This window comes from Alishewanella sp. HL-SH06, from assembly GCF_052656265.1.
The window spans coordinates 418,320-434,936 of record NZ_CP199752.1 but is presented as its reverse complement, the minus strand read 5'-3'; the positions used below and the strand labels follow the sequence as shown (position 1 = coordinate 434,936).

Below are 16,617 nucleotides of genomic sequence, written 5' to 3'. Positions count from 1 at the left end.
CCAGATTCATAGCGGTGCCACCTCAGCACTTGGTTTAATTTGGCGTTGACCAAACATACGGTCAAACCATAAATACACTACCGGCGTGGTAAAGAGGGTTAATACCTGACTAACCAATAACCCCCCCACCATCACTAAACCTAACGGCTGGCGCAGCTCAGCACCTGAACCACTGGCAAGCATCAGCGGGATGGCGCCAAACAAGGCTGCCAAGGTGGTCATTAAGATCGGCCTAAAACGCAGTAAAGCAGCCTGATAAATGGCTTCGGCTGGAGTCATGCCGCGATTACGCTGCGCGTCTAACGCAAAATCGACCATCATAATGCCGTTCTTTTTAACCAAACCTATCAACAACACGATACCGATAACGGCAATCAAATCGAGCGGCTGCCCTGTTAACAGTAACGCCAATAAGGCACCGACAGTGGCAGAAGGTAAGGTTGATAAGATGGTCACGGGATGGATTAAGCTTTCATACAAGATCCCCAGCACGATATACATGGTGATAATAGCCGCAAGAATTAACCATAGCGTGTTATCCAAAGAAGAACGGAAGGCCTCTGCTGCACCTTGGAAACTCAGCTCAACTTCAGCGGGCAGTTGCAGTTGTTGCTGCACTTGCTCGATCGCGGCTACCGCCTGACCGAGTGAATACCCTTGGGCTAAGTTAAAAGATAAGGTCACGGCCGGGAACTGCCCTTGCTGGTTAATCAGCAAACGGGTAGGTCGCTGACTCACCTTCGCTACTGCCGCTAGGGGTACTGAGTCGCCTCGGCTATTAGTTAAATACAACTTATCAAGCGCGTCCACCCCTTGCACCTGTGCAGGGTCAACTTCTAACACCACCCGATATTGATTACTTTGCGTAAACAAGGTGGCGATTTGCCGCTGACTATAAGCACTTTGCAACACTGAGCTAATTTGTGACACCGTTAACCCCAATTGCGCAGCGGCATTGCGGTCAATATCAATATAGGCTTGTAAGCCTTGCTGCTGCAGATCGTGCGCCACCTCAGAGAGCTCAGGTTGTTGCTGTAAAGCCTCAACCAGCTCGGGAAGCCACTGGCTAAGGGTCTCGTAATCAGGTGTACTAAGCGTAAACTGATATTGCGTGCGGCTAACCCGATCTTCAATACTCAGTTCCTGCACCGGCTGAAACCAGCCTTTAATCCCGGGGACATCTAACACTTGCTGCTCCAGCTCACGGATAATTTCTACGGCAGATTGCGAGCGCTCATTGTGCGACGTTAAGTTCAGTAAAATACGACCGCTGTTAATACTGCTATTACTGCCATCGACACCAATAAACGACGATAAGCTAGCGACATCTGGGTGTTGCAGCATATTTTCGGCTAAAGCTTGCTGACGCAGTGCCATCGCTTGAAAAGAAACATCCTGTGGCGCTTCGGTGATCACTTGAATGACACCACTATCTTGCACCGGGAAGAACCCTTTGGGCACCGCCATATACAAGCCCACGGTTAACGCCACGGTAGCGGCTAAACTTGCCAGCGCCAGCCGTTGATGGCGCAACACCCATTGCAAACCACGACCATAACGCTGGATCACCCGCTGCATTAAATCATTCGGGTTATCATGCGCTGGCATTTTGGTTAGCAAACGCGCACAGAGCATCGGCGTTAAAGTGAGCGACACCACTAGCGAAATCATAATGGCCACCGCTAAGGTCACGGCAAATTCAAAGAATAAGCGCCCCACTACATCGGCCATAAACAATAGAGGGATCAGCACCGCTATTAGAGAGAAGGTCAATGAAATCAGGGTAAAACCAATTTCTTTCGCGCCTTTTAGTGCCGCTTCCAGCGGCGAAGCGCCTTCTTCACGGTGGCGCGCAATGTTCTCCAGCATCACGATGGCATCATCGACCACAAAGCCAGTGGCAATGGTCAGTGCCATTAACGTCAGGTTGTTCACTGAAAAATCTAACCACAACATGACCGCGAAAGTACCAATTAACGACAGCGGCACAGCTAAGCTAGGAATGATGGTTGCCGGTATGGTACGCAGAAACACAAAGGTCACTAAAATCACCAAAAACACAGCAAAAACCAGTTCTTTTTGCACATCGCGTACCGACGCTCGAATGCTTTGCGTTCGATCGGTTAACACCATCACATCAACTGCGGCAGGTAAGGTCGCGGTTAATTGCGGCAATAGTTGCCGCACACGATCGGCAACTTCAATGACGTTGGCACCCGGTTGACGCTGAATATTCAATAACACCGCCGGTTGCTCATTGGCCCATGCGGCTAAAAAGCGATCTTCAGCGCCTTGCTCAATACTGGCTACATCACGCAAACGCACCGGCGAATTATCGCGCCAGGCAATGATCAGATTCTCGTATTCAGCCGTGTCTTGTATTTGATCATTCGCATCTAATAAGGTTGAACGAAACGGGCCGTCAAAGCTGCCTTTCGGTTGATTGGTATTGGCAGCAGCAATGGCTTGGCGCAAATTTTCTAAGCTCAAGTTCATATTGGCTAATGCCGCCGGATTGGCTTTAACCCGGATGGCAGGGCGCTGTCCGCCGGCGAGGCTAACCATACCGACCCCCGGTAATTGCGCTAACTTTTGTGCCATACGTGTATCAACTAAATCATAAACTTGCGGTAAACGTAAGGTTGCCGAGGTAATGGCTAAGGTTAAGATCGGTGCATCAGCTGGATTCACTTTGCGGTAAATCGGCGGTGTCGGCATATCCGATGGCAATAACGAGGAAGCAGTATTAATCGCCGCCTGGACTTCTTGCTCGGCAACGCCCATATCCACCACTAAAGCAAACTGCAGGGTAATAACCGACGCGCCAGCCGAGCTGCTAGACGACATTTGTTTTAAACCAGGAATTTGCCCCAAGCGCCGCTCAAGCGGCGCGGTAATGGTTCGCGTCATAATGTCTGGGCTAGCGCCCGGGTTAAAACTAAATACTTGGATGATCGGATAATCAACCTGAGGCAATGCTGCTACCGGCAGCTGCCGCCAACTGAGCACGCCAGCAATTAAAATTGCTAGCATTAACAGCGAGGTAGCAACCGGTCTAAGAATAAACGGGCTGGAAAGGTTCATTATTGCGCCCTCTGCGGACGTCTTCTTGGTTGCTCAGTTACGGGTTTTGCTTCTTTAACCGAGCCATCACTCTCTATCACTTCAACTGCACGCCCCGGCCGTAAACGGTCTAAACCTTCTAACACTACTGGCGTACCCGCTTGCAATCCGGCAGTAATCGCCACCTTGCCATTATCAACAGCCCCTAAGGTAACTTGACGAATTTGTGCTCGGTTTTGCTCAATAGTGTAAATATAGGTTCCGGCCGAGCCATATTGCACCGCATCTTGCGGAATAGTGATAGCCCCTTGTTGCACTGAAACATTTAAACGCACATTAACAAACTGATTTGGAAACAGCTCTTCTTGTTCATTTTTAAACTCGGCTTTTAAGCGTAGCGTGCCCGTTGTCGCATCAATTTGGTTATCTAAAGTGGTTAGCACGCCTTGACTCAGCAGCTGCTGCTCTGCGCGATCCCAAGCTTCTACGGTTAACACCTGCCCACTGCGAAAGGCATTACGAACTTGTTGCAGCTGGCTTTCAGGAATGGCGAATACCACCGTAATTGGCGAGCTTTGGGTAATGGTAACCAGCCCTTCGGCACTATTCGCTTGCACCAGGTTACCCACATCAACCCGGCGTAAGCCTAAACGCCCGGTAATGGGTGCATGAATCTTGGTATATGATAACTGTAACTTCGCCGCATCTAACTGCGCTTGAATACTCTTGCGGCTACCTTCTAATTGCGCGACCAATGCCTGTTGCGTATTATATTGCTGCGCAGAAATAGAGCTTTGTTCGCGTAATTTGCTATACAGCTCTAGATCCATCTTCGCATTTTTCAATTGCGCGCTGTTTTGCTCTAACTGCCCCTGAGCTTGGGCTAATTGAACTTGGTAATCAGCGGGATCAACTTCCGCTAACAACTGACCGGCGGTCACTTTATCGCCTTCATTAAAATGCAGTTGGGTTAATGGCCCACTGACGCGGCTTTGTACAATCACCGTATTGAGCGGCGTAACAGTACCAATGGCTTTTACTTGCACGCGTAAGTCTGCCAACGCAGCTTCAACAACGCGCACCGGCACTGGCATTGCCCAAGGACTAGTGGGTCGTTGCCCAGCCTCTGCAGCCGGCACCTCTGCAGTTTTTGGCCAAAACCAATAAGCGCTTGCTGCTGCCACCAACACCGAGGCAACGATGAACATTGTTTTTTTCTGCCAAGCCATTTTGTATTTCCTTCACCCTGGATCTTAAATTGCTGACACTATAATGTGCCGACAGCCCGCACTCAACGCGACAACCGTCAAGATTTGGTAAAGACGCGCCTGCATTCGCCCAACTGCATTTTTCTGACGGTAGATAGCAGTAAATGCCCTCACGCACCGCAGCGCACACGCCCATAAAACCGCTACAACAAGCTAGCGTACGTAAAAAAACAGTTTGCGCTAAACCTTGAAAGTCAGGCTTGCCGTACCTAACTCCTAAACCACTACTGCTTATACATAGAAATAGGAATGATGATCATGTCCAACACGCTTGAATTACTTAACTGGCGATATGCCACCAAAAAAATGAAACCCGATGCGATAGTGCCCACTGAAAAGCTCGATATTATTCTGGAGTCAATTCGTTTATCCGCCAGCTCAAGTGGCCTGCAGCCCTATCAGGTATTAGTGGTAACGGATGACGCCTTAAAGGCACAAATTCGTAAAGTGGCGTGGGATCAGTCACAAGTTACTGATTGCTCGCATTTATTGGTGTTTGCTGCTTGGGATAACTACACCCCTGAGCGCATTAATATGATGTTTGATTTGGTAAACGAACAGCGCGGCTTTAAAAACGAAGGGTGGGAAGCCTATCGGCAAAAACTCTTGGCTTATTATCCACAACGTCCGGCCGAGCAAAACTTTGAGCATGCCGCACGTCAAGCATACATTGGTTTAGGCTCCGCCCTGATCGCGGCAGCGGAACAAGAGGTGGATTCTACGCCAATGGAAGGTTTCGAACCTGAGCACGTTGATCGCATTCTGGGTTTAGGTGAACTGGGTTTAAAATCGGTGATATTACTGCCATTGGGCTACCGCGAAGCCGGTGCTGATTGGTTAGTCGACTTGAAAAAAGTACGCCGCGACAGCGCTGATTTCCTGATTCATCGCTAAATACCCACCGCTTCCACATGGTGGGAGCGGTGTTTTACCTCTCCCTCGGCTTTTTCATTAAAACCAAAAACAACATGTTAAAACGTGGCTTTTCAATCTGGCTCAAGCTATCTTTAATATGCTTGTTATTTCAGCGCATTAAAATGCGACAAGCTTGCTACGATGTATCTTAAATAACAAAAAAGGAAGCGCCTCTGTTGCCCAAATTTAACAAATCGCTATTAAATAAATGGTCATTGCTTGTTTTAATTTGCAGCCTAGCATTGAGTATTACCCTGAGTTATAAAGTTCATCAAACAAACCAGTCACGTATTCATACAGCCGCCAAAGCCTCACTGCAACAAAAAGCACAAGATATATTAACGCGTTTTCAACTTTATCAATATGGATTACGCGGTGCTCGTGGAGCGCTAATAACAATAGATGAAGAAAAAATAAGCCGAGACCTATTTCTTCGTTATAGTCAAACCCGAGATGTGGATAGCGAATTTCCTGGCGCGCGTGGTTTTGGTTTTATTCGCAGAGTACCACGCCAGCAAGAGGCGGCCTTTTTAGCAGCAGCCCAAGCGGATGGTTGGCCTAGTTTTAGTATCAAAGAGCTGACGCCTCATATAGGCGAGCGCTATGTTATCCAATATATTGAACCGGTAGATCGAAATCTCGCGGCTATCGGCTTAGACATCGCCTCAGAACATAATCGCTATCAGGCGGCTTTGTCTTCCATGCAAAGCGGCGAGGTGCGTTTAACAGGGCCAATCACCTTAGTACAAGCTACCGGTCAACCTCAACAATCCTTTTTAATTATGATGCCAATGTACCGTGGTGCAGTTACACCAAAAACAGTGGCCGAGCGCGAAGAATTAGCTTTTGGATGGAGCTATGCAGCACTATTGATGTCAGAGGTATTAGTCGATAAAAGTATTGATAGCCAACAGGTCATCTTGCATTTAACTGATATTACCGATCCCGAAAAACCTGATCTATTTTTTAAAAATACGACACATAACCAAATCGGGCTTTACCCCATCAGGGAAACACACCAAGTTTATGGTCGTACTTGGCAGTTTGATTACTCAGTCACGCCACAATTTATCGCAGAACTGCGACTGCCCTCACCTTCACAACTCGGTATTATTGGCTCAATGCTGTCCTTCTTGTTGGCCTTACTAACAGGGTTAATTAATATCAATTTAACCCATAAGCGTTTGTTACAAGCGGAACAAGCTAAACTCGCAGCTATTGTACATAGCTCAGCAGATGGCATTATTGGTCATACTATTGACGGCAATATAACAAGTTGGAACCAAGGCGCAACAGCTATTTTTGGCTTTAAAGCGGATGAAGCGATAGGCAAAACGCTAAACAAACTGATTGTCAGGCCAGCGGATATCGACGCCGACTTGGCTTTTTTTAAACGCGCCGCGCAGGGCGAATACATTCCTAATGTTGAGGTTGTACGTCAACATAAAAATGGCAAATCTATCGATGTGTCTGTAACCTTTTCACCCGTTCGTTCGTCAGAGGGTCGCGTAATTGGCGTGTCTAAGGTTGTACGCGACATTTCGAAACAGAAAGCCGCCGAAGCGAAGATCCAACAACTTAACGCAGATTTAGAAACACAGGTTGAGCAGCGAACCGCTGATTTGGCCAAAATTAATTTACTCTTTAAAAATGTGCTGTCGGCAGCCTCTGAATTTGCCATTATTGCTACCGATACCTCAGGAGAAATTCAACTATTCAACCATGGCGCTGAGCGCTTATTAGGGTATCAAGCGTCTGAAGTGATCGGCCAAACCACACCTTTATTGTTTCATGATCAAACCGAAATTGCCTCACATGCTACCGCACTATCTAAGATCCACAATACCCATATTAGTGGCTTTCAAACGTTAATTTACACCTCTAATCTTACCGGTGTAGATAAAGGCGAATGGCATTATATTCGTAAAGATGGCCAACGCTTTCCGATCACCATGGTGGTTACCACCATGCGTAACGTGCAAGCTCAAGTTGTCGGCTATCTCTGTATTTCAACGGATATTACTCAACAAAAACAACAACAAGCCGCTTTGCTATCAATTCAAAAGCAATTATTGTCAAAAACTGAACAACTGACGCTGGCCTATGAAGTTGCCCAACTCGGCATTTGGGAATGGTCTATCAGCGATGATGTGCTGCAATGGAATGACAAGATGTATCAGCTATACGAGCAACCCATCACTTTACGCGAACAAGGCTTAAATTATGCACATTGGGAGTCTCGGGTGCATCCAGAAGATCGCGCTTTCACTCTCTCCAGCCTACACAATGCCGTTGCCGGTATTGGTGAATATACCCTGACCTTTCGACTGATTTTACCCAGTGGAAAAACTCGCTACATTCAAGCAGGTGCCTATGTACAGCGCGATGAAAAAGGACGGGCCATTAGAGTCATTGGCGTAAACAGTGATATCACTGCTACACATGAGTTAGAACAATACTTACGAGAGTCTAAAGCCGCTGCAGAAGATGCCAATGCAGCCAAATCGTTATTTTTAGCCAATATGAGCCATGAAATTCGTACCCCGATGAACGCCATATTGGGTATGCTGCAACTGATGAAAACCACCGAACTTTCCATGCAGCAAGATGATTATACCAGTAATGCGCAGATTGCCGCCGAGTCGCTACTGCATTTAATCAATGACATCCTCGATTACTCAAAAATTGAAGCAGGTAAATTAGAATTAGAACAGCATCCTTTTAATCTGGATGAATTGATGCGGGAGTTAGCCGTGGTTCTGGCGCATAACCTCGCGACTAAAACAGTAGAATTGCTGTTCGATATCGATCCCGAACTTCCACAATGGATTATTGGCGACAAACTTCGACTACAACAGATCCTGATTAACCTAGCGAGTAATGCCATTAAATTTACTCACCAGGGTGAAGTCATCATTCAGTTACAACAAGTTCATGCACAAGATCGTGCCTGCCGGATCCGCTTTAGTGTAATCGATACGGGTATCGGTATAAGTCCGGCCCAGCAACAGCGCATCTTTGATGGTTTTACTCAGGCTGAAGCGTCTACCACACGTCAATATGGTGGTAGTGGCTTGGGCTTAGTGATCAGTAAAAATATGGTGCAGATGATGGGCGGGGAATTACAGCTTAAAAGTGCTTTAGGTGAAGGTAGCCACTTTTGGTTTGACATTGACTTAGCGCTAGATACCGACAGAGCCTTAGCTGAAGCAACAACGTTTGAAAAAGATACCAACATTTTAATTATTGATGACAACCCTTCAGCTCTGACGCTCTTAAGCCAAGCGGTCAGTCAGCATGGTGCCAAGGTGCTAACCGCGGCATCGTTAATAGCCGCAAAGGCTGAGCTGACAGGCTGCTATGCCCAGCAGCAAAGCATACAGGCGCTACTGCTGGATTACCCTCTACCCGACTTGAGCGAACTCAGCACATTAAAACAACTCAACACATCTACTGACCACGCCTTGCCGCCGATTATTATGCTGGTAACGGCAAAGGGCCGTGAAGCCCTTTGCACCCTACCGCAAGACCGTCAGATACCCTACGCCGCCATGCTCACGAAACCCGTTACCCCCAAGCAATTAGTTGAACTGATCGCGAGCGTGCTTGCCGGTAAACAACCTGCGCTGAACACACGAGTGAAGCCATCAAAACGCACAAAACAGCTCAAAGGGCTGCGGCTCTTGCTAGTCGAAGATAATGAAATTAACCAGTTCGTGGCCAAAGAATTACTGCAAAACGAAGGCGCCATAGTGGATATTGCGACAGGCGGGCTCGAAGGGGTAAATGCAGTGTTACAAAGCAGCACACCAGAACAAGGCTATGATGCGGTCTTAATGGATGTGCAGATGCCTAACATAGATGGTCTTGAAGCCACTCGGCGCATTCGCGCCGATGGCCGTTTTTCTGATTTACCCATAATCGCAATGACCGCCAATGTGTATGCCGCTGATCAAGCCGCTTGCTTGCAAGCCGGTATGAATGCGCACCTGACCAAGCCCTTTGATATTGATGCCGTCATTAGCACATTACTTCAGTATACGGGCCGAAGCCCAGCAGCGGCAAACAGCAACAACCTAAACAAACTGCCAATTAACCGCCATAAACGTATCGTTATGGAACAAGCAATAAACAGCGCAGAGGCAGATCTGCCAAGCCAGCCTCGCATCATAAAAACGCGTGCCAACTTGCTGCAACGTTTTGCCGATAATGAACAGTTTTTTCAGAGGATCTTGCAAAGTTTCGAATCAAACCTAGCACAGCAATTAATAGACTTGCAGCGAGCCATTACACAGCAAGACTGGGCCCAGATGCTAGCCATTGTGCATACACTAAAAGGCACTTCTGGTACTGTGGGGTTAACCGATCTGCACCAGCTACTTTGTCAGCTGGAACACAACCTAAAGCAGGCCAGCGTGCATGCCGAAGACGTTGCAACCTTTACTATGCTCACTAGTGAACTTGAGCAGCAAATCCGAACTGCCGCTGCTAACGAGTTAAGCATCATTCATCAGCTATTCGCCGAGTAAGATAGTCTTTGCGCATCAAAAGCGTCTAATAAAAAACTTTGCTGTGGATGCATCAATTCACGATGGGTGGTGATAAAGTAAAAGTTCTCATACACCTCTGGCAGCATCAGGTATTTCTCTAAACTGCCATTTTTTAATTCATCTTTTACTACCACCTCGGGGATCACCGACAAGGCGCCACTGTCGCGCGTTAACAGCCGCAGCATCGCCATATCATCTGCCTCTGCTACGACATCGGGTTGCAACTGGTATTGTGCGGCCAAGGCATCAAAGGCAGTGCGGATCGGGCTATGCACTGGTGGTAACACCCAGCGCTGTTGTTGATAGGCTGCCAAGTTTTCGGGTAAGGCTTTACCCGGCGGGCCAATCACTGCCACCGGTTGTCGTGCCAACAAACGACACTGCCACAGTTGATTATCGGTTCCTTGCACCGCAATATTGCTTAATACTAGGTCTAATTGATGTGCGGCCAGTGCATTCAGTAACGCCGTTTGATTCATCGAAAACAAGCTGTAACGCACATTAGAAGACAACAGCAAGGGCGCGATAAAGCTTTCAATAAAGTTTCGCGACATCGTGGCTAAAGTGCCAATGCGCAGAGGGTTGTGTTGCGGTTGCATGCCTTTCAGCAGCAATTGCTCCAGCTCCTCGCCACGGCTAAAAATATCTTCGGCATATTTTAAGGTTTGATAGCCGCTGTCGGTTAACACTAAGCGCCGCCCCTGCCGCGAGAACAGTTGTACCTGCATGCTTTGTTCAAATTGCTTGATTTGTGCCGACAAGGCCGACTGCGAAATATGCAAGCGCTGCGCGGTTTCGGTCAAGTTACCACCACGGGCCACCTGCCAAAAATAATAGAGATGATGGTAATTCAGTCGGCTCATAGTTCTCTTTTAGTGAACAATTTCTAACTTAATATGTATTTTACTTATATTAGTGCATTTCGCAAAATAGCACCACGTTTAATCAGCCTAGGTGTGGCATGCAAACATTATTTCATTTAACCTCTTTAAAGCTGGTACTGCTCTCACTGGTTGTCTTACTGGGTATTGTCATTTGGCGTTACAGCGCCACCGCTTTATATGGTGAAGCCGAAAAAGCACGTTTTATGCGCGCGCTAACCGCAACGCTAGCAGCCGTGATGGTTACGCTACTGAGTAATCATCTGGTGCTATTCTGGCTCGGTTGGGTCGCCATCAGTTTAAGCGTTCAACAATTACTGCTGTTTTATCCCGAGCGGCCACGAGCACAACTGGCTGCGCATAAAAAAGCCCTTAGCGCACGCTTGGGTGAGTTGCTGTTAGCCCTCGCTATGCTATTACTGTATTTAGAGTTTGATACCGCTAGCATCAACGAACTGCTCCTGCAGCTTAGTCAAACGTCTGAAGCCTCAGCCATGCTGCACAGCGCCGCACTCTTGCTGGTAGCAGTAGCCTTACTAAAGTGCGCTCAACTGCCGTTACATGGCTGGCTGATCCAAGTGGTAGAAGCACCAACGCCAGTGTCGGCTCTGCTGCATGCCGGTATTATTAATCTTGGCGGTATCTTGCTGTTATTGTTTGCGCCATTACTCAGCCTGAGCCCTTTAGCCACGGCAGTATTACTGTTTGCCGCGCTAATCAGTACCTTTTTAGCCGCGCTGATAATGACCACTCGCGTTAGCATCAAGGTACGTTTAGCGTGGTCAACCGTGGCGCAAATGGGTTTAATGCTGGTGGAGATTGCACTGGGTTTGTATTCCCTAGCGCTACTGCATCTGCTGGCGCATTCCTGTTACAAAGCCTATTCCTTTTTACACAGTGGCAATGCTGTGAATCATTACCTTGCCGCGCAATTGGCTGATCAGATAGAGCCCAGCGCTAAACACTGGTTTGCCGCTATAATACTGGCAGCCTTGCTCACTGGGCTAACCCATTTCATTGTGCCACTCGCCAGCTTAGCCAGTAGCGTGCTGTTAATCCTCGCCATTACCGTGTTGTTGCTGCCCTCGCTTAGCCGTGCCGATAGCCATCGCCTACAACGTTGCTTGTTAGCCAGCAGCTATGCTCTGGGTTTACTGACACTGTATCTGCTGGGTAAAACCTGCCTCTCTGCAGTTATGCCGACACCGCAAGGGAGCACATTTGTCGCTGATGTGCTAAGCAGCTTGGTATTTATCATCTTGTTTGTGGTGGCCGTTCTATTGCGTTATCACGCCAGCCAACCGGCGCTAAATCAGCTGTTTATTTGGCTGAATGCCGGTGGTTATTTGGATGAATGGGCAACCCGGTTAACCCTTAAAATTTGGCCTTACAAAGCAACAACGCCACAATCGAAAACCGCCTCATCGCAACTAAAGGAGCCATTATGAGTGCGCTGCAAAGCAACGTGGATATTACGCTGGAACAGACTGAACGTTTACTCGCGGCTGCCGCCCGTCAGATTGCACCACAGTGGCCATTAGATCAAATGATCGCGGTTAACCCTTGGTGGCCGAAACGCGCCACGGCCTTTACTGCCGTCTGTGCCGAACAACAGCTATTGGCTGGCACATCTTGCCTAATGCCGGCTGATTGGTATCTGGCACAGTGGCAGCAGCAAATTATGCCGAACCACTTACAGCAGGCACTGTTAGAAGCAGGCTTATCATTCAGCCATGAACAAGCCCTTGCTGGCATGTCGCAGCCCACTGAATTAAGCCAGTGGCAAAGCCTGCCCACACTGTTAGCAGCCCAAAAAAAAGCCACTTCAAGCTTGCCTTGGCCGCAGTTAATTCAACAACAGTTAAGCCAATTTCTGGCGCTCTATTACCAATATCCCGAGCGCTTTAATGCCGATGCCAGCAGCCCCGATCATGCCTATCACAGTTGGCTCAGTGTGGTGCGCCAAGACAAAGGCTTGCAGGTGCTCACCGGGCAAGGTTTAACGGCGTTATTTGTGGCATTGCCGGATTCACCCAAAGCATTATTGCAGCAATTAAGCCACTGGTTTGCAACGTGGCTACCGACTACACAAGCTCAACAAGCTTATTTCGAAAGTTTGTTACAAAGCCTGTCTGGCTGGGCCGGCTGGCAAGCATGGCTCGATTGGCAACAGGCTTTGCAAGGCCAGCAAGGCCAACATGCTGTTTGCCAACTGCTTTATATGTTATTGGGGTGGGATTGGGTGTTATGGCAACACAGCAAACAGCATAACCCGCAGCATCAATCGCTGCTACAAGCACTGCAGCAACAAGCGCAACACTATGCCAAAACGTTAGCACAGACCGAACGCTTATTGCATCTTCGCCAAGTATGGCAACGCGCACTGGAGCTAAGTGTGCAACAACCTCTGCTGCGCCAACTGCAGCAACAGCAAACGGTTGCAACTGAGCCAGCACAGCCCTTACTGCAAGCGGCTTTTTGTATCGATGTAAGGTCTGAGCCAATGCGCCGCGCGCTGGAGCAACAACATAAGCAAATCCAAACTCTCGGTTTTGCTGGCTTTTTCGGCCTGCCTATCGCTTTTAAAGCCACAGACAGTGCCCTTAGTCGGCCACAATTACCGGGGTTGTTAGCCCCTGCGTTACAAGTCACACAAATTCGTGCCAACACACCTACCCTATCACGCCAACCTGACTTGGGCTGGAAACAAAGCTTTGATCTCGCCTCCTCTAGCTTAGGCATGGTAGAAGCGGCTGGCGCGACTAAGCTACTGAGTTTAATCAAACGGGCATTTCTGCGCACCGCAGCACCGCATGCCATTAATAAGCACCTTACCGACAGCCAGTGGCAATTAAGTCAAGCCGACCAACCACTGAGCATCAGCGAGCAAGCACAATTAGCCGCTGACATTTTAACCGCCATGGGCTTACAGCATAATTTGGCGCCCACTGTATTGCTGTTTGGACATGGCAGCGACAGTTGCAATAACCCACATGCTGCTGCCTTAGATTGCGGCGCCTGTGGCGGCCAAACCGGTGAAGTCAACGTCAAAGTGTTAGCGCAAATGCTGAACGATGCGGCAGTACGTACCGCTTTAGCGTCTGAGCAGAATATTGACATCCCTGCTGACACCCAGTTTTATGCCGCGATGCACCATACTACCTCAGACGAGCTGGAAGTATACCGTGCGCCTGAGCAAGCACATTGGCTGCCATGGCTAGCCAAGGCAACTCAACAAGCCCGGCAACAGCGCGCGCCGCAATTTGGATTGAATGGTCAAAGCGATCAGGCGCTAGCGCGCTTTTTCAAACTGCGCACCCGTGACTGGGCACAAGTTCGCCCTGAATGGGGCTTAGCCAATAATGCCGCTTTTATCGTGGCACCACGCAGCCTCACCAAGAACCTCGATTTACAAGGTCGCTGCTTTTTGCATGATTACGATGCGGCACAGGACAGCAATTTTAGTTTATTGCATACCATTATGACGGCACCGATGGTGGTGACTAACTGGATTAACTTACAATATTACGCCTCAGTGGTTGCTCCAGAAAAATACGGCAGCGGTAACAAGTTATTGCATAATGTTGTGGCAGGCCATGTTGGTGTTTTTGAAGGTAACGGCGGTGACTTACGCACTGGCTTAGCCTGGCAATCAGTGCATGATGGTAAAAAATTGATGCACCAACCGGTTCGCTTAAGTGTAGTAATCGCTGCGCCAAAAGACGCCATCGCCAATATTATCCAGAGCGCTCCCGATGTGGCAGCCTTGGTCAATCAGCAATGGTTGTGGCTTTATCAACTGGACAAAGACGGCAGCGTGCACCAGTGGCAGCAGCAAGGCTGGCAAGAGACCCCGCTATGAGTGAAACCGTTGCCATAGCCACATTGCACGGTAAAGGGGCAATTATCCGCCCCATACTGGCCGAACTGGGCTGGCAGGTGCAAGAGCTAAACAGTTTTGATACAGATAGCTTAGGCACCTTTGCCAACGAGCGGGCACGCTTTATGTCACCGGTTGAATGCACCCTACGCAAAGCCGCTATTGCTGCCGATCTCAGTGGTTGCGCTATCGGTCTTGGCAGCGAAGGCAGTTTTTCCGCTGGCCCCTTTGGCCTAGGTACCTTTAACCAAGAACTGATTAGCGCGGTAAACATTGAGGCAGGCTGGGTTGTTACCGGGCGATTTTATGGCCCAAGTGCTGTGCAGCAGTGGACGATATCGGATCACACCGCACTACAGCAGGCGCTAAAACAGCTGCCTGCCGATCAACGTTTGTTGATCCAACAACAGCAACAGATCAGTAAAGGCTTAACATTGGCAGAAGCAGAACAACAAGCCAGACTGCTGTTAGCCAACGACGCGCTACAACTTAGTTATGATTTGCGTGCGCATTGTTGCCCAGAGCGCCAGCAACATATTGCCCATGCAGCCCGCGACTTGCTGCAGCGCTTAAAGCAACATTGCCCTGTGTGTGCCACCCCCGGTTTTTGGCCAGATCACGCCTTACCGGGTTTGCCATGCGAAGACTGTGGTGCCCCTAGCAGCTTAACGCGGCTGCGACGAGCCAGCTGCCAACGCTGTCAGCATACCGAAAGCTACCCGGTCGCAAAATCGTTTGCTGCCGCTCAATATTGTCAGATATGTAACCCATGAACACACTACGATTAAACGCCCAACAGGGCCAAGATATTGCCACCGCCGCTGATTTATTACAACAGGGTAAGTTAGTGGCCGTGCCAACAGAAACCGTCTATGGTTTAGCCGCCGATGCCAGTAACCCTAGCGCGGTAGCTGGCATTTTTACTGCCAAGGGCCGCCCAGCCAATCACCCGTTAATTGTGCATCTGCATGCGAAAACAGCACTAGGTGAGTGGGCAAAAGATATTCCCGCGGCTGCCTGGCAGCTGGCCGAGGCTTTTTGGCCAGGGCCATTAACCCTGTTATTGCCCAAAGCCGATCACGTTAGCCCAGTGATTACCGGTGGCCTAAATAGTATTGGTCTGCGAATGCCGGCACACCCGGCCTTGTTACAAGTATTGCAACTAAACCAACTGGCCGTTGCAGCGCCTTCGGCTAACCGTTATAAAAAGCTGAGCCCGACCAGTGCCGAGCAAGTACTTGCCGGGTTAAATGGCCGTATTGATGCGGTATTGGATGGCGGTGAATGTGAGCATGGTGTGGAGTCAACCATTGTCGATTTAACCGGCGAGCAAATCCGCATTGTGCGCGCAGGCCCCATCACGGCCTCGCAACTGCAAGCTGTACTTAAAACAACTGTACTGCAACCGCAGCAACATCAGATGCAAGTGCCCGGCAATGTTGATGCGCATTATCAACCGAATACGCCACTGCGCTGCTTAGATAGCGCACAACTGCATGCGTTGTTGTTAGAACAGCCAAGCAATATTGCGGTGCTGCATCTCAACGCTTTACCGACAGCACAAGCAGGAATTATCTGCAAACAGATGCCAACCGACGCTGCCGGCTACGCCAGCCAGCTCTATCGCCAGTTATACCAAGCCGATAAGCTAGGCGTAAGCGCGATCTGGTGTGAACTGCCGCCGCAAGGTGAAGCCTGGCTTGCTGTGCATGATCGCTTACGCCGGGCGCAGTTTATTGAGCGCTCATAGCGTCAACACCCTACTAACCTAAACAAAAACCCCGCAATAGCGGGGTGCCATTCAGTTTAACCTTTAGCATGACGCAGTTTGCTCACATCAACACGCCATGAATCATCCCTGAGGCTCGATTCCGGCCATCCATGGCCTTCAACGGTTGATTTAGAGCAAACAGGTCATGCTTAACTGACTTGCATTGCGCAATTGCGGGGTTTTGTTTAAGGCTTTGATTTTATGTAATTTATTGGCAATACATTACAAAGCTACATCTTTAGTGAAAGTCAAAACGGTTATCTGCAACAAAAAAATACAAACTAGGTGC

9 protein-coding genes are annotated in these 16,617 nt (G+C 48.9%); 6 read left to right on the top strand and 3 right to left on the bottom strand.

Annotated features, from left to right (window positions below; genetic code table 11):
* Positions 1-6: 6 nt before the first annotated feature.
* Together ACUJFK_RS01955 and ACUJFK_RS01950 are read right to left on the bottom strand one after the other, a co-directional pair.
* Entirely contained in the window at positions 7-3,084 is a 3,078-nt protein-coding gene (locus tag ACUJFK_RS01955) for a multidrug efflux RND transporter permease subunit (protein ID WP_445425911.1), read from the bottom strand.
* Positions 3,084-4,292: an MdtA/MuxA family multidrug efflux RND transporter periplasmic adaptor subunit gene (locus ACUJFK_RS01950; protein WP_445425910.1), complete on the bottom strand. Its 1,209-nt coding sequence runs from the start codon at positions 4,290-4,292 to the stop codon at positions 3,084-3,086. Before ACUJFK_RS01950 ends, ACUJFK_RS01955 begins: the two co-directional genes overlap by 1 nt.
* Before the next feature lie 297 nt (positions 4,293-4,589).
* Here ACUJFK_RS01950 and ACUJFK_RS01945 point away from each other — a divergent pair, with 297 nt between their 5' ends.
* Together ACUJFK_RS01945 and ACUJFK_RS01940 are read left to right on the top strand one after the other, a co-directional pair.
* Positions 4,590-5,225, top strand: coding sequence for an NAD(P)H-dependent oxidoreductase (locus ACUJFK_RS01945; RefSeq protein WP_445425909.1), 636 nt, complete (start codon positions 4,590-4,592; stop codon positions 5,223-5,225).
* Between the two features lie 263 nt (positions 5,226-5,488).
* The gene (locus ACUJFK_RS01940; protein WP_445425908.1) at positions 5,489-9,775 is read left to right on the top strand and encodes a CHASE domain-containing protein; all 4,287 of its coding nucleotides are present in this window, start codon (positions 5,489-5,491) and stop codon (positions 9,773-9,775) included.
* Here the strand turns inward: ACUJFK_RS01940 and ACUJFK_RS01935 are convergent.
* A complete protein-coding gene (locus tag ACUJFK_RS01935) occupies positions 9,757-10,659 on the bottom strand; it encodes a LysR family transcriptional regulator (protein ID WP_445425907.1) in 903 nt (300 codons plus the stop codon). The genes ACUJFK_RS01940 and ACUJFK_RS01935 overlap by 19 nt on opposite strands.
* 98 nt (positions 10,660-10,757) lie before the next feature.
* Here ACUJFK_RS01935 and ACUJFK_RS01930 point away from each other — a divergent pair, with 98 nt between their 5' ends.
* From ACUJFK_RS01930 to ACUJFK_RS01915, 4 genes are read left to right on the top strand one after another with little or no spacing between them, the layout of a single operon-like run.
* Complete coding sequence (locus ACUJFK_RS01930) at positions 10,758-12,125, top strand: NADH-quinone oxidoreductase subunit L (protein ID WP_445425906.1); 1,368 nt, start codon at positions 10,758-10,760, stop codon at positions 12,123-12,125.
* The gene (locus ACUJFK_RS01925; RefSeq protein WP_445425905.1) at positions 12,122-14,539 is read left to right on the top strand and encodes a putative inorganic carbon transporter subunit DabA; all 2,418 of its coding nucleotides are present in this window, start codon (positions 12,122-12,124) and stop codon (positions 14,537-14,539) included. Before ACUJFK_RS01930 ends, ACUJFK_RS01925 begins: the two co-directional genes overlap by 4 nt.
* The gene (locus ACUJFK_RS01920) at positions 14,536-15,330 is read left to right on the top strand and encodes a DUF6671 family protein (protein WP_445425904.1); all 795 of its coding nucleotides are present in this window, start codon (positions 14,536-14,538) and stop codon (positions 15,328-15,330) included. The genes ACUJFK_RS01925 and ACUJFK_RS01920 overlap by 4 nt, the downstream gene beginning before the upstream one ends.
* Positions 15,327-16,307 carry an L-threonylcarbamoyladenylate synthase gene (locus ACUJFK_RS01915; RefSeq protein ID WP_306177427.1) on the top strand — a complete coding sequence of 327 codons (981 nt, stop codon included), beginning with the start codon at positions 15,327-15,329 and terminating at the stop codon, positions 16,305-16,307. Before ACUJFK_RS01920 ends, ACUJFK_RS01915 begins: the two co-directional genes overlap by 4 nt.
* Positions 16,308-16,617 lie beyond the last annotated feature (310 nt).

Excerpts from the sequence above, each read along its gene's own strand:
- ACUJFK_RS01920 (WP_445425904.1), top strand. The coding sequence starts at position 14,536 with ATGAGTGAAACCGTTGCCATAGCCACATTGCACGGTAAAGGGGCAATT.
- ACUJFK_RS01915 (WP_306177427.1), top strand. The coding sequence starts at position 15,327 with ATGAACACACTACGATTAAACGCCCAACAGGGCCAAGATATTGCCACC.
- ACUJFK_RS01930 (WP_445425906.1), top strand. The coding sequence starts at position 10,758 with ATGCAAACATTATTTCATTTAACCTCTTTAAAGCTGGTACTGCTCTCA.
- ACUJFK_RS01950 (WP_445425910.1), bottom strand. The coding sequence starts at position 4,292 with ATGGCTTGGCAGAAAAAAACAATGTTCATCGTTGCCTCGGTGTTGGTG.
- ACUJFK_RS01945 (WP_445425909.1), top strand. The coding sequence starts at position 4,590 with ATGTCCAACACGCTTGAATTACTTAACTGGCGATATGCCACCAAAAAA.
- ACUJFK_RS01935 (WP_445425907.1), bottom strand. The coding sequence starts at position 10,659 with ATGAGCCGACTGAATTACCATCATCTCTATTATTTTTGGCAGGTGGCC.
- ACUJFK_RS01925 (WP_445425905.1), top strand. The coding sequence starts at position 12,122 with ATGAGTGCGCTGCAAAGCAACGTGGATATTACGCTGGAACAGACTGAA.
- ACUJFK_RS01955 (WP_445425911.1), bottom strand. The coding sequence starts at position 3,084 with ATGAACCTTTCCAGCCCGTTTATTCTTAGACCGGTTGCTACCTCGCTG.